Genomic DNA, 23,959 nt, shown 5'->3' with positions numbered 1-23,959 from the left:
GCATGGCGTAATTCACCTTGGCGGGAGCTGATTCATGTCAGGCTTTCTGTCAGGGAAACCGGGGTCGCGAGTCGGGTACGCTGGCGGCTCGACGGGTTTGCAGGTCGGGCCTAGAATGACCCATCAAATATCTGGATCGAGCGCACATGCTTCCTGAATGCCAGCTGTTCGGCACCTTGGGGTGTCATCTGTGTGAAGTGGCCGAAGCCGAGTTGATGCCCTTTGTCGAGCATGGCCTGCTGGTGGAGCTGGTGGACATCGCTGACGATGAATCCTGGTACGAAGCTTACAGCCTTCGGATTCCGGTCTTGCGGCGAACCGATACCGGTGCGGAGCTCGGATGGCCATTCAGCGCCGATCAGGTGGTGGCATTTCTTCGCTGAGTTTTCCTGCGCCCATTCATCGCGGCGATCATTCCTTCCTTGGCGCTTGCCGGATTATTCGGTTACTGTATGTGCATACAGTAATTGGGTGGTCCTGCCATGCCTGGCGCTATCTGGACAATGCGCAGGGCAGGCAGGACACCGGAGGGATGAATGTGGTCAATGTCGAACAATTGAAAAGCAGTGTGAACCTGATGTCGGTGGATGTGATTGGCGAGGCCGTCCGCGAGTTGCGTCTGGATGGTCTGGTCACGGAAGGCAAGACGCCGTTCAACAAGCTGCATTTCAATACCTGTTTTGCCGAGATCGAAGCCCTGTTCCAGCGTGCTGGTTATCACAAGCAACTGGATGTGGTGGGCTATCAGGGGTTGTTGTATGCCTTGTACGACCCGGGTCGCTGGGAAGCGGTCGAGGTCTTGCGCTGGCTTAAGGAGTTCACCGAAGCAGCCGCCATGAAGTCGATTCCGGCATGAATCCGCTAGGCCCGTCGTGCCCTGTGCTGGATAATGCGGCTCTGTTTCGTGGTTCGAGTTTTCCGTATGTCCAGCGCATCAGTGTTTTCCGCCGCACAGAGTCAGGCCAGCACGCTTTATCTGCCCCCTGGTGACTGGCGGACAGTGTTCGATTGCCTCTGCGATCACTTCAGTACGATCGGGCGCGAGCAATGGCGCGACAGGATTGCCCGGGGGCGAGTGCTGGACGGCGAGGGTCGACCGATCGCACTGGATTTGCCGTACAAGGAAGGCCTGCGTATTCACTACTTTCGCGAAGTGCCGGACGAGAAGCCGATTCCGGTGGTCGAGTCGATTCTCTACGCGGACGAGCATCTGGTTGTGGCGGACAAACCGCACTTCCTCCCGGTGACCCCGGCAGGCGAGTATGTCGAGCAGACGTTGCTGCGCCGATTGATTCGCCGCCTGGACAATCCGCATCTGGTGCCGCTGCACCGAATTGACCGGCACACGGCCGGCCTGGTGATTTTCTCGGCCAACCCGCAGACCCGTTCGGCGTATCAGTCGCTGTTTCCGACCAGGCAAATCGAAAAACGTTACGAAGCCATCGCTCCCGCGCTCCCCGGGCTGAACTTTCCGATGGTGCACAAAAGCCGGATGGTCGATGGCGAGCCTTTTTTTCGCATGCAGGAAGTGTCGGGCGACAGCAATACCGAAACGGCAGTGGAAGTGAGGGAGCGGAACGGTGAGCTCTGGCGTTATGGTCTGTATCCCGTGACCGGCAAGAAGCATCAGTTGCGGGTGCACATGACGTCGCTGGGCGCGAGCATATGCAATGATCCGTTCTATCCAGAGGTACTCAGGGACGTTGAGGATGATTACGCCAAACCGCTCAAGCTTCTGGCGCAGGGGTTGCGGTTCATTGATCCGGTCACGGGGCAGACACGAGAGTTTGAAAGCCGGATTACGCTGGACTGGTGATCGCAGGCGTCTGCCGCCGCCCATGAAAAAGCCCGCATTTGCGGGCTTTTTCGTATATCGGGGGATCGTTTACAGCTCTTTGACGGTGCGAACTTGATCCTTGTTGATGCGAGTCTGTTTGCCGTCCAGTTGTTCGAATTCGTAGAAGCCGGAATCCTTGTCGAATTTTGGCGAGTCGACGGCCTGGATTTCGCGACCGTCATTCAAGGTGATCACCGTTGGCGAAGCGCAACCAGCGAGGGTGGCCAGGCCCAGTGCAAGCATGAAAGTGGCGATAGTCCGTTGAGTCATGTGTCTGTCTCCGAAGGGAAATTTGGTTACTGAAGCTGTAGACGTATACAAGGCGTGAGAGTTCCTTGAATGCGATCAGTCTGACACAGTGTCATGGGAGCTTAACAGTTCCGGGGTGTTGAGATTGGCCAGCCTCGGGTCGTTATCCGGGCAGATCAGTGCCTTCGCGCCGAGGCTGCGCATGAGTCGGCCGGGGCTCCGTTCTCCTTGGTGCCAGGCGTCTTCGAACGCGGGCAGCAGTACCACGGGAATCACGCACAGCAGGGGTTCCCAGTGGTCATCATGACGCAGCATCAAAGGGTTTTCAGGGTTCAGACTGGCGGTCTCGCGCATTTCCTGAAGCAAGGGAAGGTCGATTCGCGGCACGTCGCAAGGCAGGACCAGCAAGTGGGTATGGCGGGCGGCGCGCAGACCCGCGCGAATGCCGGCCAGCGGGCCCGGAAAGTCCTCCACATCATCACTGACCAATTGATCCGCGAAGCATCCATAGCGCTCATGATTGCGGTTGCAGGAAATGATCAGATCGTCCGTCAAGGGGCGAACTTTTCGCTGCAGATGAGCGATCAGTGGTTCGCCCTGCCATTCCACGAGTCCCTTGTCCTGTCCGCCCATACGCTGACCGCGTCCGCCGGCCAGCAGGAGGACGGAGCAGGGTGGCAATGGCGTATTCGAAATCATGGAGACGCTCCGCAGGTTCGGCGAAAAAATGGAGTGCTGTGATATAACACCGGGCTGTTTCCCCTACAACTGGACGAGCCGATGAAAGCCAAGGCCGATGTACCTTTCGTACCGCTCAATATTGCGGTACTGACAGTCAGTGATACCCGTACTCTGGAAACCGATACTTCCGGCCAGGTCTTCGTCGATCGTTTGACCGCCGCCGGTCATTACCTGGCAGAGCGGGTATTGCTCAAAGACGATCTGTACAAGATCCGTGCGCAAGTCGCCCACTGGATTGCCGAGGATGTCGTGCAGGTGGTGCTGATCACCGGGGGAACCGGCTTCACCGGTCGCGACAGTACGCCGGAAGCCGTTGCCTGTCTGCTTGACAAGCAGGTTGATGGTTTTGGTGAACTGTTCCGGCAGATCTCGGTGGCCGATATCGGCACTTCCACTGTGCAATCCCGTGCTCTGGCCGGTCTGGCCAACGGTACGCTGGTTTGTTGCCTGCCAGGTTCGACCAACGCAGTGCGCACCGGTTGGGACGGGATTTTGGCCGAGCAACTGGATTCACGGCACCGTCCGTGCAATTTCGTCCCTCATCTGAAACAGGCGGCACCCTGTGAAACCCGTGGGTAAGCCGGGCAAGACCGGCAGCCTGATGCCTGTCGAGGTTGCACTGGCGCGGCTGCTCGAAATGGCTGATGCCGCAAGGATTGCGGAGTGTGAATATTTGCCGCTGGCGCAGGTCGAGGGGCGGGTACTGGGGCAGGATCTGATCTCGACACTGGATCTGCCGCCATGGCCCAACAGCGCGATGGATGGTTATGCCTTGAATCTGGCCGACTGGACCGGCGAGCCGATGCCGGTCAGTCAGAAGATCTTTGCCGGTCAGGCGCCTGAGCCGCTGCTGCCAGGCACCTGCGCGCGGATCTTCACAGGCGCACCGGTGCCGCCGGGGGCGGATTGTGTCGAGATGCAGGAAAACGCCGTGATCGAGGCCGATGAGCGGGTACGGTTCATCGAAACAATGAGTGCCGGGCAGAACATACGCCCGCAAGGCCAGGAAACGACTGCGGGCGAATTGATCCTGCCTGCCGGAACCCGACTGGGTCCGATCGAGCTGGGTCTGGCCGCTTCCCTGGGGTGTGCCGGACTTGATGTAGTGCGAAAGGTGCGCGTGGCGGTACTGTCCACTGGCGATGAACTGGTTGAACCGGGTGCGGCGCTGGGACCGGGACAGATATACAACAGCAACCGGGTGGTGCTTTGCAGTTGGCTGCGGCGCATGGGGTGCGAGGTGCTCGACGGCGGCATCCTGCCGGACGATCTGGCCACAACTCGCACGCGCCTTGGGGCGTTCAAAGAGGCCGACCTGATTCTGTCCACCGGTGGTGTGTCGGTCGGAGAGGCGGATTTCCTTGGCGTCGCGCTGAGGGAAGAGGGTGAGCTGACGCTTTGGAAACTGGCAATAAAGCCCGGCAAACCTTTGACTGTCGGTCATTTTCGCAACGTTCCGGTCATCGGCCTGCCTGGTAATCCGGCATCCACTCTTGTGACTTTCGCCTTGCTGACCAAACCGTATCTGCTTCGTCGCCAGGGTGTGCAGGATGTCGAGCCGTTGAAGTTTCCGGTTCCGGCAGGATTTGTCTGGCCCCATGCCGGCAATCGGCGCGAGTTTCTGCGGGGACGCCTGGAGCAGGGACAAGCGATGATTTACCGTAATCAGAGTTCCGGTGTCCTGCGTAGCGCTGCGTGGGCCGATGGATTGGTAGAGGTCCAGGAAGGGCGCACGCTGGAGCAGGGGGAGAGCGTGCCCTTCATTCCGCTGAGCGACCTGCTCGGCTGAACCCTGAACTGCAGGCCCGGTGAGGGCCTGCAGTTCAGCCTGTCAACGGCTGATCAGTGCAACCACCTGGTCGAAACGGCTGTTGGCTATCCAGCCAAGCAGTGTAATCACCACTGCTGTAGCGCCAGCAGCGTAGGCAAGTCGGTATTTGATGGCTTTGACGTCCCCTCTGACTTCATCCATGTCGCGACGGATGTATTTGAGGTGAGTTTCGAGCTCGGTGAAACGGGGCTCCATGATGGTTTCTCCGTTGCTGTTGGCGTCGCTTTTGATTTCAGTTTCAGGGCTGGTTCGAGCATCGGAGAAAGGGGCAACCGGACTCACTGACAGTATTGCTTCATGACTGCGCATTGAACCGCCCGCCTGCCGCTCTTGTTTTTCTCCGGCAAAAAATGCCGTTCGAATGATCGAAATTCCCGGTGAAGTACTCACGCATTACCTGCACATCCCTGTGTGTTCGGGTGAAAGATTAATGTTGCCGAGACACGGTGTACCAATGACAAGGACAGGTCAATTGAGCCGATTCCTTTCATTTCGTACGAAAAAATACCGGCCTGCAGGAAGAACAGGCCCGATCCCGGTAATTGCTTGAAACTGCCACGGCTCTTTTCTGTACCTTGAGGGTCAAGATGTCCCGAACAGATTCATTTCCGGGAGTAACCAACAATGGAAAAGCACAAGGCATGGCTGATTTTGCATGGCAAGCAAGCACTCAACGAGTCGGTTCGTGCGGCCGTTGAATACAAGCGCAGCCAGGGTTGGGATATCGCGGTGCGCCTTACCTGGGAGGACGGTGACGCCCGGCGTCTGGTAAAGGAAGCCCTGTCTGCAGGGTTCAGTCACATCATTGCCGGGGGCGGCGATGGTACGTTGCGGGACATCGCCGAAGCCTTGGCGTCTGATCCCGGCAAGGCCAGTCTGGTGTTGCTGCCGTTGGGTACTGCCAACGATTTTTCCCGCGCTGCAGGCATTCCTCTGGAGCCGGCCGAGGCGCTCGAGCTGCTCGATACGCCTGCGTATGACATTGATCTGGGGGAGGTGGGTGGACAGATATTCCTGAACATGGCCACCGGTGGATTCGGCAGTCAGGTCACCGCCAATACCTCGGAGGACTTGAAAAAGGTCCTCGGAGGGGCTGCCTATCTGTTCACCGGACTGTCCCGGTTCAATGAGTTGCATGCCGCGTATGGCGAATTGCAGGGCCCGGATTTCCATTGGAGTGGAGAGCTGCTGGCACTGGGCATCGGCAATGGTCGCCAGGCGGGTGGAGGACACGTGCTGTGTCCGGAGGCACAGGTTGATGATGGCCTGCTGGATATCAGTATCCTGCCGGCTCCTCAGGAGTTGGTTGGCACTCTGAAAACCTTGCTAAGCGATGGTTTCGGCCTCGATAACATGTTCGTGCGCACGCGATTGCCGTGGGTTGAAATCAAGGTGGCCGAAGGACTGTGCATCAATCTTGACGGAGAGCCACTGGAAGGGGAGAGTCTGCGATTCTCGGCGCGCCCGGCGGCATTGCGCGTGCATCTGCCACAGGATTCGCCTCTGCTGGGCAACCCCCGACCTGTCAGTCGTCAAGACTGATGATCTGTTCCCGCACGGCAAACAGCACCAGTCCCGCCACGTCGTAGATCTGCAGACGTTTCATGATCTGCGAGCGGTGGGTTTCCACGGTCTTGATACTCAGACCCAGGCCGTTGGCGATCTCGCGTGTGGACTTGCCACGCACGATCAGGCGCAGGATTTCCAGTTGGCGCGCCGTCAGATTGTGAGAGTCGGCGACTTCCGGTTGCTGTTTCTGGTTGCGGGTCAATGCCTGATTGATCACCGTGTGGGCGATGGCGGGGCTCAAGTAACGTTCGTTATTGCGCAGGGCTTCCAGGGCGTGTTCCAGCTCGGTGGCGGTCGTGTCCTTGAGCAGGTAACCATGGGCTCCGGACTCCAGCGCCTGCATGATCAGCGCCGGATCCGTGTGCATCGACAGAATCAGAACCTTGCTGTGCGGACGAATCCGTTTGAGCCGTTGCAAGGCTTCCAGGCCGCCGGTTTCTTTCATGGAAATATCCAGCAAGACGATATCGGGGTTCATCTGCTCGACCATTTCGAGCAGTTGCGAGCCGTCGTTGGCCTCGCCGATTACCGCGTAGCCCGGGATATCCAGCACCAGAGCGCGCACGCCGGCCCTGATCAGCGAGTGGTCATCCACCAGAAGTAAGTTACAAGTCAACGCATAACCTTATTCGTACTGGCCCGCTCGAGTGCCCGGGGCGCCCACGGGAATAGTGCTTCGATTTGAGTGCCGTTGCCCGGCTCGCTCCTCACGCTCAGGGTGCCCCCCAATTGCTCGATCCTTTCGGCCATTCCGGCCATGCCACGTTGTCCTTCACGGCCGGGATTGGCAGCCGGGGCGAAGCCCAGGCCGTCATCGCTGATCAGCAAGGTCAACCCTTGTGGAAGACGCTGCAGGCGGATCAGCAGATTTTTGGCCTGCGCATGACGCAGGATATTGGTCACGGCTTCCTGAGTGATTCGAAAGGCCGCGACCGCCATTTCTTCGGGGATGCCGTTCAGACGTTGCTGGCAGTCGAGACTCCAGTGAACCGGCGTATTGGCCAGCGTCTTGAGCAAGTGCGCGCGCAGGCTGGCTTCGAGGCCGAGGCTGGTCAACTGCCGAGGATTGAGAATGGCTGAAACGTCACGGACTTTATTGAGTGTTTCCTCAAGGGTGTCGCAGAGAGCCGAGCATTGTTCCTGCAAGTCTTCCGGCAGGCGTCGTTTGAGCCATTCGCTTTGCAACTTGGCGGCGGTCAGTAGTTGCCCGATATCGTCATGCAGTTCGCGGCTCAGCCGATGACGTTCGTTTTCCTGGACTTCAAGCAATCGCTCGGCCAGCTCCTGAGGCTTGAGCTTGATCGATTTGCGCGACAGGCGATGTTGTATCCAGACACAGCCGGCAGCTGCAATATTGATCAACAGCAGACCCAGCGAGACCGGGGCCGACAGACCATAAGTCAAAAGGCTGCCCGTCGCCGCTCCAATGCACAGCAAGAGAGTGAAACGGCGCGCGTTTTCTCGGGAGGGAGGCCAAGTGGTGATTGACTTGAGGCTGGCGTACATAGCGGATGGAGCCAATGGATGTTCGCTGCGGGCAGACCGGGCAGTGTGATTGTCGGTCTCTGTTTGAAAATACTGTGGTTCAGGCTGCTGTTTTCAACAAGGTTCAGTGACCGATAAATGACTGCCAACTTTTGCTGCAGGTCGCTCATTGAAGTCACTGTGCCATTAACTGAAAGCAACTAACGGGCGGCATAATACCACTTAACATACCGTTGGTCGCGTTCGCCTATATGTCCGAAGAGTCAGGATATACGCCACGTTGGACGCCAGTTCCATAATGGAAAAGTTGATTTACCGGATTTGATAATTATCGCTGCGGTCCGAAGATTCTTTTTTCACAAACACACAGGTAAACCCTGACATCCGTGGCAGTCAGGTTGCATTCATGGAACGTTATTAATTGTTCGCAGGTGTCGCTGGCAGGCATGAGTTAATCAATTGCGACATTCGATGGTTCAAACTAATGGTGTTGCACCGGGCCTGGAATGCGCCCGCTCAGGCCTGTCGCTCCGAGTAGGATACGAGGGAAATGGTTTTGCTTTGGAGCGGCGGCTGAAACTGGCTCTGTCCGACCTGAAAGGCAAATGCTTCGATGAGGGAAGTCTGCTCGCTTTCGTCCAGACTCAGCTGCCCGGTACTCGGGTCGACCAGCTCAAGCTGCCAGGCCATCAAGGTGAAACAGTCCTTCAGGGCCTCCAGCGCCTGAGCATGCAGGTCGACGCCGTCCTGGGTCCGGCTGAGCAACCCGTGCAAGTGACGGGAGAACTCCGAGACCGCCCCCAGTGCCAGGGCGTCAGCCCTGTTCGCCAGTTTGAGCAGAGTGCTGAGCATGCAATCGATGGCGTCCCGGTCATTGCTGATCAACTGCAAGTGGCTCAGGCACTCTTCGGACTTGGCCAGGAGCGTTTCAGCCTCGACGAGAAATTCGGGGAATCGCTGTGCCCACTCTTTGCGGTCGTTCGGCATGCTTATCTCCACAACGTCATGTCTGATGAGCGAATGTCGTGTGTGTCGACGATCATGAACCGTCGTGAGATCGCGCCCTGCTGTGCCGAGGCGTGTGCCGGGGGTTTCGAGAGGGTGGGGTTCCACTGACCTGCGATCACACACAAAAGCCTGACTCCGTTCATGCAATGAGAATGGCGTCACATTAATGGCTATTGGATATTGCGAACATCAGGTCGGGCCTGATTGTTACTAGGGGAATCCCTTAGGCACGGGAACCTACGGTGCAAACCGAGGTCGCGCCGCAGAGAATGTAGCAGATGAAATCACGGGGTCAGTAAAGCATGATGTTAATGTGACATCAATGCTTTCTCATGGCATTTTGTAGGTGATTTGCAAGGGGGATCAAGATTGGCCGGCATCAGCCGATAAACCCCTTTAATGAATTCACCAGTACAAGCCCCAGGAGTCATTTGATGGCCGGCATTCTCGATACGGTAGACCAACGCACGCAACTGGTGGGTGAGAATCGCCTGGAAATTCTCATGTTTCGACTCGCCGGGCGCCAGTTGTTCGCGATCAACGTGTTCAAGGTCCAGGAAGTCCTGCAATTGCCGAAGCTGACCTTGATGCCCCAGCGTCATCCGTTTGTCTGCGGTGTGGTCAACCTGCGCGGCCAGACCCTGCCGGTGATCGACCTGTCTCAGGCGATCGGCATGCGCCCGCTGGTGCCGGGCCCCGACAGCACGATCATCGTCACCGAGTACAACCGCTCGGTGCAGGCGTTCCTTGTCGGTGGCGTAGATCGTATCGTCAACATGAACTGGGAAGCCATCCTGCCGCCTCCGAGCAGCGCCGGCCGCCAACATTACCTGACGGCCATCAGCAAGGTCGACGATCAACTGGTGGAAATCATCGACGTCGAGAAAGTGCTCGCCGAAATCGTTCCTTACAACGCCAAAGTGTCCCGCGACAAGCTCGAAGACCCGGTTCTGGAGCGGGCCCGCGGTCGTGAGGTGCTGCTGGTGGACGATTCCAATGTGGCGTTGTCGCAGTTGCGCGACACCCTCGGCCAGTTGGGTGTGAAAATGCATATTGCCAGTGACGGTCTGAAAGCCTTGAACATGCTCAAGGCATGGGCCGATACCGGAGTGAGCATGACCGACAAACTGTTGATGGTCTTCACCGATGCGGAAATGCCGGAAATGGACGGTTATCGCCTGACCACCGAAATCCGTAATGATCCGCGTCTGCGTGGTCTGTACGTCGTGCTGCATACTTCGTTGTCCGGCAGCTTCAACGATTCGATGGTCAAGAAGGTCGGCTGCGATAATTTCCTTTCCAAATTCCAGCCGGACAAACTGGTCGATGTGGTGCGCCAGCGTCTGATGCTTGATGGAGTGCCTGCCTGACGCGCCGGTCGCGGGCTGACCGTGCGGCAGCCTTTGATTCGACGAGAAAGCTCGTATAGGGTGGCATTTTTCCGCCACCAGGGAGCTGGCCATGCTGCGTCTGAGCGCGCTTTATCGTTACCCGTTGAAATCCGCCAGGGCCGAGGTTCTGCAAGGGATCGGCCTGGACAAACTGGGGCTTGAAGGCGACCGCCGCTGGATGCTGGTGGACGAGGCCAGCGGGCGGTTCCTGACCCAGCGCGCCGAAGCGAAGATGAGCCAGTTGTCGGCGCTGTGGAATGCCGCTGGTGGCCTGACTCTCGATGCGCCGGGGCATTCGGCGATCGATATCGCCTTGCCTGGCAGCGACGCTGAACTGCGCGGCGTGACCATCTGGCGCGATACCCTGCGGGTGCCCGATGCCGGAGATGAAGCTGCGGCGTGGGTCAGTCGGTTTATCGGCAAGCCGACTCGTCTGGTACAGGTTCCGCTGGATCGCGCCCGGACGACTCAGGCCGGGTATGGCAAAGATGACGATCAGGTCGCGTTTGCCGATGGCTTCCCGCTGCTGCTGATTGGCGAGGCGTCGTTGCAGAATCTTTCGCAGGAAGTCGGACGTCCGCTGGAAATGCTGCGGTTCCGTCCGAATCTGGTAATCGAGGGCAGCGAAGCGTACGCCGAGGATGGCTGGAAGCGCATCCGCATCGGTGATGTCGAGTTCCGCGTTGTCAAGTCGTGCTCTCGCTGCATTCTCACCACCATCGATCCGCAGACCGGCGAGCGCAGCGCCGACCGCGAACCACTGGCGACCCTGCAGAAGACCCGCGCCCAGGCCGATGGCGCGATGTTCGGGCAGAACCTGGTCAATGACAGCAATGGTCGCCTCGAAATCGGCATGCCGGTGGAAATCCTCGAATAACCGGCCCCGAAACGAAAAATGCCCGTGTCACTGGACACGGGCATTTTTCATTGCCGCAGGAAACCGGGGTGTCAGCCGCGGTACTCGCACAGGTAAGCGGTGTCGACGGCCACTTTCAGCTGGAACTTGCTGTTGGCCGGCACGTTGAACTGGCTGCCGGCAGCGAAGGTTTCCCAGTCGCTGCTGTCCGGCAGTTTGACGGTCAGCGCACCGGATACCACATGCATGATTTCACGCTGGCTGGTGCCGAATTCGTATTCGCCCGGGGCCATGACGCCGATGGTCGCAGGGCCTTCAGCAGTGCCAAAGGCGATCGACTTGACGGTGCCGTCGAAGTACTCGTTGACTTTAAACATGGGCGATTCCTCTCGAAAAGGGCGTAAAAGGGTTAAAAAGGGCCGGCCAGTATGCACAAGGCTCTTGGCGCCGTCACCTGCGCTAGAGCGGCAGCACCAGCGGCAATAATCGGGCGGTATTGCGTGCATCTTCCAGCGCACGATGTTGTTGGCCGCTGAACTGCATGCCTGCCAGTTGCAGGGCGCCATTGAGCCCCAAAGGCCGTTCGAGGCGCCTGGCCTTGGCAAAGCGCTGTTTGAGGTTCATGTGCGCAGTACGACTCAGCGCGCTGTCGAGTTGCAGGCGCTGCCATTCCTGAAGCAATTGCTTGCGGTCGTAGTCACCCCAGCTGGCCCAGCCTTCAAGGCGTGCAAGGTGCTGGCCGAGCCAGCGCTCGAACGTCGGCCACACTTCGCTCAGTGTCTGGGCGGCGTCGATATTGGCCTGGGTGATGTGGGTGAGTTCGCGACAGAACGGCGTCAGCAGTGGCCGACGCACCGGTTTGACGAAGCGCTGAAAGTGATCCTGCTCGCGACCGGCACGATCCACCAGAGTGGCGCCGATCTCGATGATCTCCATTTCCGTTACCGGCCAGCCACCTTCGTCGGTGGTGGCTTCCAGATCAATGACCAGCCAATGGGGCATCGCAGGGTTCCTGATTTCCGCGTCCTGATAGTCAGAGCGTAGTCAAACCTTACGGATACGTTCGGCGACTCACTCGACCTGCAACAGAACCTGACGATTTTTTACCTGATCGCCGACCTTGACCTGCACCCGCTTGAGCACGCCGTCGATGCCGGCCTTGAGCGGGTGCTCCATTTTCATCGCCTCCAGCACCACCAGCAGCTGGCCCTTGCTGACCGGGCTGCCTTCGCTGACAAGCACGTCGATGATTGCGCCATCCATCGGGGCTTTCAAGGTGCCGGAGCTGACGCTGGTCTGACTGTCGATCACGGCATGAGTTCGATCCACCAGGTGCAGGCTGCCGGGACGGGTGAACAGCCAGAGCCGGTCGTCGCGCAGACGATAGCTGTGGCGCTGACGAAGGCCTTCGATTTCCAGCGATATCGAGTGTTCGCCGTGTTCGATGAGCTTCAGTTCGAAGTCATGTTCAGCGACCAGAACCCGAACGATGCCATGTGCGGCAGGCAGCAACTGCACGCTCCACGTCTGATCGTCGAGGCCCAAAAGATAGTGCAGCGGTGCGCCGGCGTTGTTGCGCCAACCCGCCAGAGATGCGCGATGCGAAACTGCGGCAGCTTGATAGAACAGCAATGCCGCGATCGCCAGTTCTTCGGCACTCGGTGTGTGGGGAAGCAGACATGGATGGTCGGTGAAATATTGCGGTATGAACCCGGTGCCGAATTCGCCGCTGATGAACTGCGGATGCTGCAACAGACTGCAGAGCAACCGCTGATTGCTCTGCACCCCCAGCAACACGCTGTCCTGCACCGCGCACAACAATTTGCGCCGGGCTTCCTCGCGAGTGGCGCCATGGGCGATCAGTTTGCCGAGCATCGGGTCGTAGAACGGCGTGATCGACTGACCTTCGAGCAAGCCATGATCAATCCGCGCACCGCGATCCAGCGCTGGTTCCCAACCTTCGATCCGACCGGTCTGCGGCAGAAATCCCCGGGCCGGATCTTCGGCATAGAGGCGCACTTCCATGGCGTGGCCATCGAGTTTCACCTGCGCCTGGGTCAGCGGCAGTGGTTGACCTTCGGCAACCAGAAGCTGCCACGCCACCAGATCCAGTCCGGTAATCAATTCGGTCACAGGGTGCTCCACTTGCAGCCGGGTATTCATCTCCAGAAAGTAGAACCGGCCGCGGGCATCGAGCAGAAACTCCACCGTGCCGGCGCCCACGTAGTTCACTGCGCGCCCGGCCTTGAGCGCCGCTTCGCCCATCGCTTGCCGTAGCGCCTCGGTCATTACCGGGCACGGCGCTTCTTCAATGACTTTCTGATGGCGCCGCTGGATCGAACAATCCCGTTCGCCGAGGTAGATCAGGTTGCCGTGTCGGTCGCCGAACAACTGCACTTCGACGTGACGCGGTTCGATCAACGCCTGTTCCAGGATCAGTTCGTCGCTGCCGAATCCATTCTTTGCTTCGGAACGGGCGGTGCGCAGTTGCGCTGCCAGTTCTTCTGCGTGATGCACCAGACGCATGCCGCGTCCACCACCGCCGGCGCTGGCCTTGATCATCAACGGATAACCGATGCGTTCGGCTTCGCGGATCAGAGTGGCGTCATCCTGCTCGGCGCCTTGATAGCCGTCGATGCATGGGACGCCAGCGGCGAGCATGGCGATTTTCGATTGACGCTTGCTGCCCATCAGCTCGATGGCGTCGACGTCGGGACCGATGAAGGTCAGGCCGGCATGTTCACAGGCCCGGGCGAATTCGGCGTTTTCCGAGAGGAAGCCATACCCGGGATGGATCGCGTCGGCACCGCTGCGGCGGGCGGCGGCGAGGATGGCGGGAATGTTCAGGTAGGACTGCTGCACCGGCGCCGGGCCGATGTACACCGCTTGATCCGCCATTCGCACATGCAGCGCATCGGCGTCGGCGTCGCTGAACACCGCTACCGTGCGATAGCCGAGGGCCTGGGCGGTGCGCTGGATGCGGCAGGCGATTTCACCGCGGTTGGCAATCAGGATTTTATGGATGGCGGGCATGGTGGTTTTCCTGCGTGTCTGGCGGTGGATTGAAGGTCCTCATCGCGAGCGGGCTCGCTCCCACAAGGTCAGGTGCTCCATCCGGGTTTGCGCTTCTGCATGAACGCCATCGTGCCTTCGATCCCCTCGGCGCCCGTTACCGCTTCGCTGAACCGTCGCGCCGCGTCATCCAGCAGTTCACTCGACGGCTGGCCAGCACTGGCCAGCAGCAGTTTTTTGGTGGCGGCGTTCGCTTCGGGGGCGCAGCACAGAACATGTTGCAGCACGTCTTCCAGCCGTTCGGCCAGCGCCTGTGGATCTTCTTCGACAAAGTGCACAAGCCCCAGGCGCCGCGCCTGATGGCCGTCGAAACGGGCAGCGGTCAGCGCCAGGCGGCGGGCTTCGGTGAGGCCGATGCGCTGCACCACAAAAGGTGCGATCTGCGCCGGCAACAGGCCGAGGCTGGTTTCCGGCAGACCGAATTGCGCCTGGTGATCGGCCATTGCGATATCGCTGACGCACGCCAGCCCCAAACCGCCGCCGAGCACTGCACCCTGCAGAACGGTGATCAGTACCTGCGGCGCGTGCTGCGCTTCTTCCAGCAATGAACCGAAGGCACGGTTCAAGTCCCGATAGGCATCGCTGCCCCGGGCACGGGCGCTGGCCATGTCCTTGATGTCGCCGCCGGCACAGAAATGCCCGCCGGCGCCACTGAGCACCAGGGCGCGCACGCTGCGGTCATCGCGCACGGCGGTCAGCACCGCACGCAACTCGGCGACCATTTGCAGGCTCATGGCGTTGCGGCTTTCCGGGCGATTGAGGGTGATGTGCAGTACGCCGTTATGGGATTCGAGCAATAGCGTCCGGCAATCGGGCAGGGCCGTCATTTCTTTTTCCCCGGCAGGGTGCCCATCAGTTTGCAGATGATGCCCAGCATGATTTCGTCGGCACCGCCGCCAATCGATACGAGGCGTACGTCGCGATAGGCGCGGGCCACCGGGTTGTCCCACATGAAACCCATGCCGCCCCAGTATTGCAGGCAACTGTCGCTGACTTCGCGGCCCAGACGCCCGGCCTTGAGTTTGGCCATCGAGGCCAGCCGGGTGACGTCCTGGCCTTTCACGTACTGCTCGGTGGCCTGATAGACCAGTGCCCGCAGACATTCGATTTCGGTCTGCAATTCGGCGAGGCGGAAGTGGATCACCTGATTGTCGATCAGCGCATTGCCGAAGGTCTTGCGTTCCTTGCAGTACTCGATGGTGCTGTCGACGCAGTATTCCAGACCCTTGATCATGTTCGCCGCGCCGAACAGACGCTCCTCCTGGAACTGCAGCATTTGCATCATGAATCCGGCGCCTTCGTGGCCGATGCGATTGCGCTGGGGCACCCGCACGTTGTCGAAAAACACCTGGGCGGTTTCCGAGCTGCGCATGCCGAGCTTGTCCAGGTGTGTACTGAGGCTGATGCCCGGCGTGTTCATCGGCACCATGATCAGCGACTTGTTGACGTGCGGCTTGTCATCCGAGGTGTTGGCCAGCAGGCAGATGAAGTCGGCGCTCGGTGAGTTGGTGATCCACATCTTGCTGCCGTTGATCACATAGTCGTCGCCGTCCTTGCGCGCGGTGGTCTTGAGCCCGGCGACGTCGGAACCGGCGCCGACTTCCGACACGCCAATGCAGCCGACCTGCTCGCCGGTGATGGCCGGTCGCAGAAATTCCTCGCGCAGTTCATCGGAGCCGAAGCGGGCGAGGGCGGGCGTGCACATGTCGGTCTGCACGCCGATCGACATCGGAATGCCGCCGCAATGGATGGTGCCGAATTCTTCGGCGGCGACGATCGAATAGCTGTAATCCAGTCCCATGCCGCCGAATTTTTCCGGTTTGGAAATCCCCAGCAGACCGAGGTCGCCGGCCTTGCGGAAAATTTCGTGGATCGGAAAACGACCGGCCTTTTCCCATTCATCGACGTGGGGGTTGATCTCGTGCTCGACGAACTGGCGGACGGTGCGACGCAGGGCTTCGTGTTCCGGGGTGAAGATCATTGTTATTGTTCTCCTTGAGTCCGTGGCAATCAGAACCGGCTGACGCCGAAGCTGTTGGCTTGCAGCGTGCGGATGTCGGCTTCGTGACAGATGTCCAGCAGGTAACCGAGCAGGGTGCGGGTGTCGCGGGGATCGATCAGCCCGTCGTCCCAGAGGTTGGCGCTGCCGTAGAGAGCGGTGGACTGGCTGTCGAGTTTTTGCGCGGTGACCTGTTCCAGCATGTCGAGCATTTTCGGGTCGGGTTCCAGACCGTCCTTCAATTGCTTGGCTTCGGTGACGATCCGCAGCACCTTGCCGGCCTGGGCACCGCCCATCACGGCGGTGCGGCTGTTGGGCCAGGCGAAGATGAAGCGCGGATCGAGTCCACGCCCGCACATCGCATAGTTGCCCGCACCGTAGGAGCCGCCGACCACGATCGTCAGTTTCGGCACCCGTGCGTTGGCGACGGCCTGGATCAGTTTCGAGCCGTGTTTGATCACGCCGTGCTGTTCCGATTCGGTGCCGACCATGAACCCGGTGGTGTTGTGGAAGAACAGCAACGGTGTCTGGCTCTGGTCACACAATTGAATGAACTGCGCCGCCTTGCTCGCACCATTGGGCGTGATCGGGCCGTTGTTGCCGATGAAGCCGCAGGCGCGGCCCTGAATTTTCAGGTGACCGCAAACGGTCTGCTGATCGAACTCACCCTTGAACTCCAGAAAGCGCGATTCGTCGGCGATACGGGCAATGATTTCGCGAACGTCGTAGGGCTTTTTCGGGTCGTCCGGAATCAACCCCAACAGTTCGTCGATGGGGTACAGCGGTTCTTTGAATGGCGGTTCGGGCAGCCGCGGCAGTGGCGCGTTCCAGTTCAGCAGGCTGACGATCTCCCGCACCTGACGCACGCCATCGGCATCGTTCTCGGCCAGGTACTCGGCGGTGCCGGCCACCTGCGCGTGCATCTCGGCGCCGCCCAGCTCTTCGTCGGTGGCCACCTCACCGGTCGCGGCTTTAAGCAGCGGCGGACCGGCGAGAAACAGCTTGGCCTTGCCGCGCACCACCACCACGTAATCCGACAGCCCCGGTTGATACGCTCCGCCGGCCGTGGCCGAGCCGTGCACCACAGTGATCTGCGGCAACCCCATCGCCGACATCCGCGCCTGATTGGCAAAGCTGCGCGCACCTTCGACGAAAATCTCCGCCGCGTAGTTGAGGTTGGCGCCACCGCTTTCGGCGAGCGTGATGACCGGCAGTTTGTTTTCCTGGGCGATCTGTTGCAGGCGCAGGGATTTTTTCAGACCGGTCGGGGAGATCGTCCCGCCCTTGATCGCGCTGTTGTTCGCCACGATCAAGGCGCGCACGCCGGACACGTAACCGATGCCGGCGATCAAGCCGCCACCGGCCGAGCTGCCATCCTTGTCGTCGTGCAGTTTGTAACCGGCCAGGCTCGCCAGTTCGAGGAACGGCGCGCCCGGGTCGAGCAGCAGATTCAGGCGTTCACGGGGCAGCAATTGCCCGCGTTTGTCGAATTTCGGCTTGGCCTCGGCAGCCTTGTCCAGCAGGTTCTGTTCGAGTTGCCGGACTTGCTCGATAGCCGCGAGCATCGCTGCGCGGTTGCGGGTGAAGGTCTCGCTCTGCGGATCGAGCTGGGATTGAATGACCGGCATGGCTTACTCCTTGTCCTTCAAGACGTCCGGCATATAGGCCCGATGAAAGCCGTTGAAGGATTCGCTGCGGGTCGCCTTGTGCAGCGGCCATGCGCGATTGCCCAGACTGGCCGCGCCGTCGATGCGCAAGGTGCTGCCGCTGATGAACGCAGCGGCAGGGCTGAGCAGAAAAACAATCGCTGCGCTGACTTCCGGTTCGGTACCGATGCGCTTGAGCGGCACGTGTTCGCGCAGGGTCGGGATCACGGCCTTGAACGCGCCTTCATAAGTGTCCATGCCGCTGGACGCGATCCAGCCCGGCGCCACGGCATTCACCCGAACGCCGGCGTAACCCCATTCGAACGCCGCCGTTTTGGTGAAATTGTCCATGCCCGAACGGGCGGCCCCGGAATGGCCCATGCCGGGCATGCCGCCCCACATGTCGGCGAGCATGTTGACGATGCTGCCGCCATGTTTGCTCATCGACTGATTGAACACTTCCCGGGCCATCAGAAAACCACCGACCAGGTTGGTGCGCAGCACGGTTTCGAAACCTTTCTGATTGATCGAAGCCAGTGGCGACGGATACTGGCCGCCGGCATTGTTGACCAGTCCGTGGATCGGTCCGTGTTCGCGGATCAGCTCGCTGACCAGTGTCTTCACGGCTTCTTCGTCACGAATGTCGCAAGATTTCCAGTGGGCCCGGCCACGATCCTCGGCAATTTCTGCGGCGACGGCTTGCAGCTTTTCCGGTTTGCGCCCGACCAGCACCACGGTCGCACCAAGCGCCGCCAATTCGTGGGCGGTACAGCGTCCGATGCCGCTGCCGCCTCCGGTGACGATCACCGTCTGGCCGCTGAACAGATCAGCCTTGAAAATTGATTCGAATGCCATGGTGCCAATCCCCTAGTCGAACTGTTCGGCGATGCTCTGCGGCACCGGGATCTGGATTTCCAGCAATTGCTGGGCGAAGGCCTTGCCTTGCGGGTCGATGCGCAGGCTCGCCACACCACCACCGCCGAGGGCGTTTTCCAACAGGAAATTCAGGCTGTGGGTACCCGGCAGATACCAGCGCTCGACCCGGCCGTGAATCGGGTCGAGGACATGACTCATCCAGTCGACGACCACGGCAGGGGTCAGCGCTTCGGCGATCCACGGCAAGTATTCAGGGCGACGTGGCAGCACGCCGATGTTGCTGTGGTTGCCCTTGTCGCCGGAGCGCGCCACGGCCAGTTTCACCAGCGCCACGCTGGCGTCGGCGCGACCCAGGGGTTTGGGCGTTTCGTGGGGCAGCGGCAAGCTCTGGCTGTCGAGGGTGGCCGGGGCGGGCAGGGAGAACGGATGAGATTCGCCGGCGATGTCGATTTTCAGTGTGCAGGCGCTTTTGTCGATCAGAAATGAAAAAAGCCGGATCAACGGATACACCGTGGGCCGCCCGCCGACGATGCCGGTCAGGCCCGGCGCCATGCCGGTGGCGGCCTGGGCGATTTCCCGGGAGAACAGGATCAAAGCCTGCTTGTTCGGGTGGCGTACGGCGAGTTTGATCACCACTTCGCGGCTGTCCCGACGCTGGCCGTGGGGGCCGTAGGTGGCTTCGCTGCCGAGCAGTTCGACATGGGTTTCGGTGTATGGGCCCCAGCCGCGTTGCTCGAGCATTTCCGAGGTCTTGTCGATGATCGCCTGACTGACGCGTCGGGCCTTGTCCACCGCATCGATACCGGCGATCAGGCAACTGGCGGTGCAGCGGAAACCGTCCGGGTACGTCGCGCTGACCTTGTATTGGTTGCTGGGTGGCAAGCCTCTGGCGCCGGTAACGCGGACTGCGTTTTTGCCTTGTTGCAGAAGTTTGACCTGACTGAAATCACAGACCACATCGGGCAACAGATAGGCCTGTGGATCGCCGATTTCGTAGAGCATCTGTTCGCCGACCGTCAGCGGTGTGACCAGCCCGCCGGAGCCTTCGGGTTTGCTGACAATGAACTGGCCGTCGGCGCTCACCTCGACGATCGGGAAACCGATGTGCTCGTAATCCGGCACGTCGCGCCAATCGGTGAAGTTGCCACCGGTGCATTGCGCGCCGCATTCGATGATGTGCCCGGCCAATGAGGCTTGAGCGAGTCTGTCGTAGTCGTGCCATGACCAGCCGAACTCGTGCACCAGCGCGGCACTGACCACCGCGCTGTCCACCACCCGGCCGGTGATGACGATGTCGGCGCCCAGGCGCAGGGCTTCGACGATGCCCGGTGCGCCGAGGTAGGCGTTGGTTGAAACGCACATCGGCGGCAGCGGGGCGCCGCTGAACATTTCAGTGATGCCTTGAGAAGTGAGGTGTTTGAATTGCGGTTGCAGATCGTCGCCCGACAGCACCGCGATTTTCAGCGTCACGCCAGCCTGGTCGCAGGCCGCTTGCAGGGCGGCGGCACAGGCTCGGGGATTGATCCCGCCGGCATTGCTGATGACGCGAATCTTCTGTTCGGCCAGTTGCGGCAGCAGCGGCGCGAGGACTTCGATGAAGTCGCTGGCGAACCCGGCCTGCGGATCCTTCATGCGGGCGCCGGCCATGATCGACAGGGTGATCTCGGCCAGGTAGTCGAAGACCAGATAGTCCAGTTTTCCACCGGCCACAAGCTGCGCGGCGGCGGTCGAGGTGTCTCCCCAGAATGCGCTGGCGCATCCGATGCGGACGGTGGTGGGCATTTTCATCTCCGACTCGGCAATCTGTGCAGAAGTGAATCGAGGCTACCAAGCAAGCGCTTGGTTTGTAAACAGGCGAAATTATCTTCTGCCCAAGCGCTTGCTTGGTCGCGGTCGGCGGCTTAAATTGCCCGCGCGACCCTGCGATTTCAGGGCAGCAGCTGACTGAACGACTGTAGGAGAGAACGGGTGGACGAGCAAAAAGCCCTGAAGGTCATGCGCGAACTGGTCGACGAAGGCCGGTTGACCGACCCGGACAGCGCCCGCGGCAAACTGCTGCAAGTGGCGGCCCACCTGTTTCGCAACAAGGGCTACGAACGCACCACCGTGCGCGACCTGGCCGGTGCCGTGGGCATTCAGTCGGGCAGCATTTTTCATCACTTCAAGAGCAAGGATGAAATCCTGCGGGCAGTGATGGAAGAAACCATCCGCTACAACACGGCGCTGATGCGGGCGGCCCTGGCCGAAGCGACCAGTGTACGTGAGCGGGTGCTGGCGCTGATTCGTTGCGAATTGCAGTCGATCATGGGGGGCAGCGGCGAAGCGATGGCGGTGCTGGTGTATGAATGGCGCTCGCTGTCCGAAGAAGGCCAGACCCAGGTGCTGGCGCTGCGGGACATCTACGAGGATATCTGGCTGCAAGTGCTGGGCGAGGCCAAGGAAGCGGGATTCATCCGTGGCGACGTATTCATTACCCGACGTTTTCTCACAGGCGCGCTGTCCTGGACCACCACCTGGTTCCGGGCCGGTGGCAGTCTGAGCCTCGATCAACTGGCCGAAGAGGCGTTGATTCTGGTGCTTGAGGAACGCTAATCGCTTTCTATCGGCCCGGGAAACTGGCTAACTGGGCGAAACCGCCTAGCTTGAATGCAATGATCGGTACTTTTTCGGGGAGTGGGGTGTTTTGAAGTCTTTGCCAATTCGGACGGCCGCCGGGCTGATGCTCGTAGCGCTGGCTACGTTATGGGTATTGCCCGCAGAGGCAGAACAAGTGGTTCGGGTCGGCGCTGCGCATTTTCCGCCGTACACCATTCGCCCGGAAAACGGCGCGGACACCGGTCTGTTGCCGGAGCTGGTGGCGGCGTTGAACAGCTTGCAGAGCGACTACCGTTTCGAGCTGGTACCCACTTCGATTCCGCGAAGGTTCGGTGATTTCAAGGATGGCCGCACCGACATGGCGATCTTTGAAAATCCGGACTGGGGCTGGAAAGACATTCCCCACGTTACTGTCGACATGGGTCTGGAAGACGCGGAAATTTTCGTTGCGCAGAACAAACCCGGTCGCCAGCAGAATTACTTCGCCGATCTCAAGGGCAAACGCCTGGCGCTTTACAGTGGTTATCACTACGAGTTCGCCAGCTTCAATGCCGATCCCAAATACCTTGCCGATACCTGGAACGCCACGCTGACCTACTCCCACGACAGCAATCTGTTGATGGTGCTGCGCGGTCGTGCAGACATTGCGTTGGTGACCCGTTCATATCTGTTCGATTACCTGCTGCGCAACGAAAAGGTGCGTGATGAGTTGCTGGTGTCGCAGCGCATCGACCAGATCTACCACCACTACGCCATTCTCAGCCCGAAAGCGCCGATCACCGGCGAGGCGTTCGGCAAATTGCTGCAGGGTTTGCGCGACAACGGCCAGATGCTGAAGATCTTCGAGCCGTACCGGATTGCCGTGGTGCCGGTTCCTCATCACTGACGCCCGGTTTTTTGCCCGGCGGACTAAATTTGGCGGCCCGGCTCACGTCCCATCGTTGAACTGTCGACGATTATCGTGAGCCCGCCCCATGTCCAATCTGAATGACCTGACTGCCCTGGCCTTGCCCCCGGGCAGTCAGTTGATAGCCGATGCCACTGAATGCCGTCTGAGCCTGAGCCTGGACGGGCAACCGCTGATTCGCCTGCGCCTCGATCGCGAAGGCCATGGGCCGATCCAGATCGATGAACGCTATGCATTGCCACCGGGTCAGGCGCTGTGGGCCGCGTGTTATTGGCTGTTTGCCCGGGATCCGGCGTGTCAGCAATTGATCTGGCAACTGGATCAGACACCGACCGAAGCCCTGCTCAGCGGTTTGCTGGTGGGCACTGACGTGGCGGGTGAGTATCGCTGCGAGCGCACGCTGTTCTGGCAATTGCCGCAACCGTGGCTGGGCGCCTCGTTGACCGGCAGCTATCCGCAGCAGATGGTCATCAGCAACGGCAAGCGCCATCCGCTACGACCGATGAAGCCGCGCGGTGAAGTCTATCGACGTTTCGATGCGAGACTTGGCGCGTGGATTTCTCTGCGTACGGTTGAGATCGAACACGATCTTGCGCGTTTCAACCGCTGGCAGAACAGTCCGCGAGTCGCCCGTTTCTGGCAGGAAGAGGGCAGTCTCGAACAGCACCGCGAATACTTGAGCAAACTCGAGGCCGATCCGCACACCCTGACCCTGATCGGCTGTTTCGATGATCAGCCGTTTGCCTATTTCGAAGCCTACTGGGCCAAGGAAGATCGCATCGCGCCGTTCTACGACGCCGATAACTACGACCGAGGCATTCACATGCTGGTCGGAGAGGAAGATCATCGCGGCCCGCACAAAGTGGCGAGCTGGCTGTCGGCGCTGGTGCATTACCTGTTTCTGGATGATCCGCGCACCCAGCGCGTCGTCGCCGAGCCGCGTGCCGACAACGCGAAGATGATCGGCCACATGCACAACCAGTGTTTCCACTGTGAAAAGGAATTCGACTTTCCGCACAAGCGCGCGGCGCTGATGATCCTGGGGCGCGAGCGGTTTTTCGATCGCTGCAAGCTGGCGTGATGCCCGGCTGAAACAAAAAAGATCGCAGCCCTTCAATGAAGGCTGCGATCTTTTTTTTTTTGGAATGGTGTGGCGTCAGCGGCGGTTGGCGGTCATGGCTTCTGCACGGCTGCCCGAAACCTTGCGGCAATGCACCAGCGCATCGCGAATCATGAAGTTGACCAGGGTCGGCGAAACGCCGAGTTCCTTGGCGATATCCTTTTGCGGTACGCCGTGCAGGCGATACATCTCGAAGGCGTAACGCGTGCGGACCGGCAGCTCGGTCAGTGCATCGGCAATGTGTTCCAGGGTCGAGAAGTTGATGTGCGAGGTTTCCGGCGAGGCACCTTGAATGACCACGTTCAACCCTTCCTCCTCGGGGCCGGCATATTTCTGCTCCAGCGCCTGTTTGCGGTAGTGATCGATGGCCAGATTGCGCACGATCTGGAACAGATAACTCAGCTGAGCCTTGATCGACGACGTGATCGGTGGCGCCGATTGCAGCCGGAAGAACGCATCCTGCACCACATCTTCGGCGCGTGACCGACAGCCGGTAATGCGGGCTGCAATCTTGACCAGAATCAGTCGATTGTCGACGAATGCCTGAAGTAGCGGTGAATCGCACCTGCTTGTGGATACTTGTTCCGTCATGGAAATCACCTTGCTGCCAATAGGTTAGTGGGACGCTGGGGGAGGGGGCGTCCTACACATCGAGCGACAAATTATGTTGAATGATAATGATTGTCAATTGAGAAAGAGAAGTAATGATCCATGACGGTGCGTTCCGTGAACTGCGACACGCCGCCGCATGCGCCCATTCGCCAAGCCCCGTTGGCT

26 protein-coding genes are annotated in these 23,959 nt (G+C 59.9%); 11 read left to right on the top strand and 15 right to left on the bottom strand.

Annotation, left to right across the window (positions count from 1 at the left end):
- Nucleotides 1-146: 146 nt before the first annotated feature.
- The 3 genes from BBF94_RS00330 to BBF94_RS00320 all read left to right on the top strand — a co-directional run bounded on the left by BBF94_RS00330 (nucleotide 147) and on the right by BBF94_RS00320 (nucleotide 1,816).
- Nucleotides 147-383, top strand: coding sequence for a glutaredoxin family protein (locus BBF94_RS00330; protein ID WP_065257070.1), 237 nt, complete (start codon nucleotides 147-149; stop codon nucleotides 381-383).
- Between the two features lie 155 nt (nucleotides 384-538).
- Entirely contained in the window at nucleotides 539-856 is a 318-nt protein-coding gene (locus BBF94_RS00325; protein WP_065257265.1) for a transcriptional regulator, read from the top strand.
- Nucleotides 857-922: 66 nt separating this feature from the next.
- On the top strand, nucleotides 923-1,816 hold the full coding sequence (locus tag BBF94_RS00320; protein ID WP_141676535.1) for a pseudouridine synthase: 894 nt from the start codon (nucleotides 923-925) through the stop codon (nucleotides 1,814-1,816).
- Between the two features lie 69 nt (nucleotides 1,817-1,885).
- Here the strand turns inward: BBF94_RS00320 and BBF94_RS00315 are convergent, their stop codons facing one another.
- Together BBF94_RS00315 and mobA are read right to left on the bottom strand one after the other, a co-directional pair.
- Nucleotides 1,886-2,107 (bottom strand): YgdI/YgdR family lipoprotein, encoded by a 222-nt coding sequence (locus BBF94_RS00315; protein WP_065257068.1) that lies wholly within the window; start codon nucleotides 2,105-2,107, stop codon nucleotides 1,886-1,888.
- Between the two features lie 75 nt (nucleotides 2,108-2,182).
- Nucleotides 2,183-2,785, bottom strand: a complete 603-nt coding sequence (mobA, locus tag BBF94_RS00310) for a molybdenum cofactor guanylyltransferase MobA (protein WP_065257067.1) — start codon at nucleotides 2,783-2,785, stop codon at nucleotides 2,183-2,185.
- A gap of 81 nt (nucleotides 2,786-2,866) precedes the next feature.
- On the opposite strand from mobA, the gene moaB reads away from it, so the two are divergent.
- Complete coding sequence (gene moaB, locus BBF94_RS00305; protein WP_065257066.1) at nucleotides 2,867-3,406, top strand: molybdenum cofactor biosynthesis protein B; 540 nt, start codon at nucleotides 2,867-2,869, stop codon at nucleotides 3,404-3,406.
- On the top strand, nucleotides 3,390-4,616 hold the full coding sequence (locus BBF94_RS00300) for a molybdopterin molybdotransferase MoeA (RefSeq protein ID WP_065257065.1): 1,227 nt from the start codon (nucleotides 3,390-3,392) through the stop codon (nucleotides 4,614-4,616). The genes moaB and BBF94_RS00300 overlap by 17 nt, the downstream gene beginning before the upstream one ends.
- A 42-nt stretch (nucleotides 4,617-4,658) precedes the next feature.
- On the opposite strand, the gene BBF94_RS27855 is transcribed toward BBF94_RS00300, so the two are convergent.
- Nucleotides 4,659-4,967, bottom strand: coding sequence for a hypothetical protein (locus BBF94_RS27855; protein ID WP_176704396.1), 309 nt, complete (start codon nucleotides 4,965-4,967; stop codon nucleotides 4,659-4,661).
- A 315-nt stretch (nucleotides 4,968-5,282) separates the two neighbouring features.
- Here BBF94_RS27855 and yegS point away from each other — a divergent pair, with 315 nt between their 5' ends.
- On the top strand, nucleotides 5,283-6,200 hold the full coding sequence (gene yegS, locus BBF94_RS00290; RefSeq protein ID WP_065257064.1) for a lipid kinase YegS: 918 nt from the start codon (nucleotides 5,283-5,285) through the stop codon (nucleotides 6,198-6,200).
- Here yegS and BBF94_RS00285 read toward each other — a convergent pair.
- From BBF94_RS00285 to BBF94_RS00275, 3 genes are all read right to left on the bottom strand, one after another.
- Nucleotides 6,184-6,843, bottom strand: coding sequence for a response regulator (locus BBF94_RS00285; protein WP_065257063.1), 660 nt, complete (start codon nucleotides 6,841-6,843; stop codon nucleotides 6,184-6,186). The two genes, yegS and BBF94_RS00285, sit on opposite strands and share 17 nt — an antisense overlap.
- Nucleotides 6,840-7,733, bottom strand: coding sequence for a sensor histidine kinase (locus BBF94_RS00280; protein ID WP_065257062.1), 894 nt, complete (start codon nucleotides 7,731-7,733; stop codon nucleotides 6,840-6,842). Before BBF94_RS00280 ends, BBF94_RS00285 begins: the two co-directional genes overlap by 4 nt.
- A 495-nt stretch (nucleotides 7,734-8,228) precedes the next feature.
- Nucleotides 8,229-8,699, bottom strand: a complete 471-nt coding sequence (locus tag BBF94_RS00275; protein ID WP_065257061.1) for a hypothetical protein — start codon at nucleotides 8,697-8,699, stop codon at nucleotides 8,229-8,231.
- A 455-nt stretch (nucleotides 8,700-9,154) separates the two neighbouring features.
- Between BBF94_RS00275 and BBF94_RS00270 the strand changes: the two genes are divergently transcribed.
- Both BBF94_RS00270 and BBF94_RS00265 read left to right on the top strand, forming a co-directional pair.
- Entirely contained in the window at nucleotides 9,155-10,090 is a 936-nt protein-coding gene (locus BBF94_RS00270) for a chemotaxis protein CheV (protein ID WP_065257060.1), read from the top strand.
- Between the two features lie 91 nt (nucleotides 10,091-10,181).
- Nucleotides 10,182-10,988, top strand: coding sequence for an MOSC domain-containing protein (locus BBF94_RS00265; RefSeq protein WP_065257059.1), 807 nt, complete (start codon nucleotides 10,182-10,184; stop codon nucleotides 10,986-10,988).
- 71 nt (nucleotides 10,989-11,059) lie between these two features.
- On the opposite strand, the gene ppnP is transcribed toward BBF94_RS00265, so the two are convergent.
- The 8 genes from ppnP to BBF94_RS00225 form a co-directional block, all read right to left on the bottom strand.
- Nucleotides 11,060-11,344 (bottom strand): pyrimidine/purine nucleoside phosphorylase, encoded by a 285-nt coding sequence (ppnP, locus tag BBF94_RS00260; RefSeq protein WP_007940055.1) that lies wholly within the window; start codon nucleotides 11,342-11,344, stop codon nucleotides 11,060-11,062.
- Nucleotides 11,345-11,426: 82 nt separating this feature from the next.
- The gene (locus BBF94_RS00255; protein WP_065257058.1) at nucleotides 11,427-11,969 is read right to left on the bottom strand and encodes an exonuclease domain-containing protein; all 543 of its coding nucleotides are present in this window, start codon (nucleotides 11,967-11,969) and stop codon (nucleotides 11,427-11,429) included.
- A 69-nt stretch (nucleotides 11,970-12,038) separates the two neighbouring features.
- Nucleotides 12,039-14,000 (bottom strand): acetyl/propionyl/methylcrotonyl-CoA carboxylase subunit alpha, encoded by a 1,962-nt coding sequence (locus BBF94_RS00250; RefSeq protein ID WP_065257057.1) that lies wholly within the window; start codon nucleotides 13,998-14,000, stop codon nucleotides 12,039-12,041.
- Nucleotides 14,001-14,068: 68 nt separating this feature from the next.
- Entirely contained in the window at nucleotides 14,069-14,866 is a 798-nt protein-coding gene (locus tag BBF94_RS00245) for an enoyl-CoA hydratase/isomerase family protein (protein ID WP_065257056.1), read from the bottom strand.
- A complete protein-coding gene (gene atuD, locus BBF94_RS00240) occupies nucleotides 14,863-16,020 on the bottom strand; it encodes a citronellyl-CoA dehydrogenase (protein WP_065257055.1) in 1,158 nt (385 codons plus the stop codon). Before atuD ends, BBF94_RS00245 begins: the two co-directional genes overlap by 4 nt.
- Before the next feature lie 29 nt (nucleotides 16,021-16,049).
- Entirely contained in the window at nucleotides 16,050-17,666 is a 1,617-nt protein-coding gene (gene atuC / locus BBF94_RS00235; RefSeq protein ID WP_065257054.1) for a geranyl-CoA carboxylase subunit beta, read from the bottom strand.
- Between the two features lie 3 nt (nucleotides 17,667-17,669).
- Entirely contained in the window at nucleotides 17,670-18,539 is an 870-nt protein-coding gene (locus tag BBF94_RS00230) for an SDR family oxidoreductase (protein ID WP_065257053.1), read from the bottom strand.
- 12 nt (nucleotides 18,540-18,551) lie between these two features.
- Nucleotides 18,552-20,342 carry an acyclic terpene utilization AtuA family protein gene (locus BBF94_RS00225; protein WP_065257263.1) on the bottom strand — a complete coding sequence of 597 codons (1,791 nt, stop codon included), beginning with the start codon at nucleotides 20,340-20,342 and terminating at the stop codon, nucleotides 18,552-18,554.
- A gap of 186 nt (nucleotides 20,343-20,528) precedes the next feature.
- On the opposite strand from BBF94_RS00225, the gene BBF94_RS00220 reads away from it, so the two are divergent.
- The 3 genes from BBF94_RS00220 (at nucleotide 20,529) to BBF94_RS00210 (ending at nucleotide 23,143) form a co-directional block, all read left to right on the top strand.
- Nucleotides 20,529-21,152, top strand: coding sequence for a TetR/AcrR family transcriptional regulator (locus BBF94_RS00220; protein ID WP_065257052.1), 624 nt, complete (start codon nucleotides 20,529-20,531; stop codon nucleotides 21,150-21,152).
- 91 nt (nucleotides 21,153-21,243) lie between these two features.
- Nucleotides 21,244-22,041, top strand: coding sequence for a substrate-binding periplasmic protein (locus BBF94_RS00215; RefSeq protein ID WP_065257051.1), 798 nt, complete (start codon nucleotides 21,244-21,246; stop codon nucleotides 22,039-22,041).
- Nucleotides 22,042-22,129: 88 nt separating this feature from the next.
- Nucleotides 22,130-23,143 carry a GNAT family N-acetyltransferase gene (locus BBF94_RS00210; protein WP_065257050.1) on the top strand — a complete coding sequence of 338 codons (1,014 nt, stop codon included), beginning with the start codon at nucleotides 22,130-22,132 and terminating at the stop codon, nucleotides 23,141-23,143.
- Nucleotides 23,144-23,218: 75 nt separating this feature from the next.
- Here BBF94_RS00210 and BBF94_RS00205 read toward each other — a convergent pair whose 3' ends face one another.
- On the bottom strand, nucleotides 23,219-23,773 hold the full coding sequence (locus tag BBF94_RS00205; RefSeq protein WP_065257049.1) for an RNA polymerase factor sigma-70: 555 nt from the start codon (nucleotides 23,771-23,773) through the stop codon (nucleotides 23,219-23,221).
- Nucleotides 23,774-23,959 lie beyond the last annotated feature (186 nt).

This window comes from Pseudomonas bananamidigenes (assembly GCF_001679645.1).
In the GTDB taxonomy this organism is placed as follows: domain Bacteria; phylum Pseudomonadota; class Gammaproteobacteria; order Pseudomonadales; family Pseudomonadaceae; genus Aquipseudomonas; species Aquipseudomonas bananamidigenes.
The sequence above is the reverse complement of the archived record's forward strand: the minus strand, read 5'-3'. Positions and strand labels throughout refer to the sequence as shown.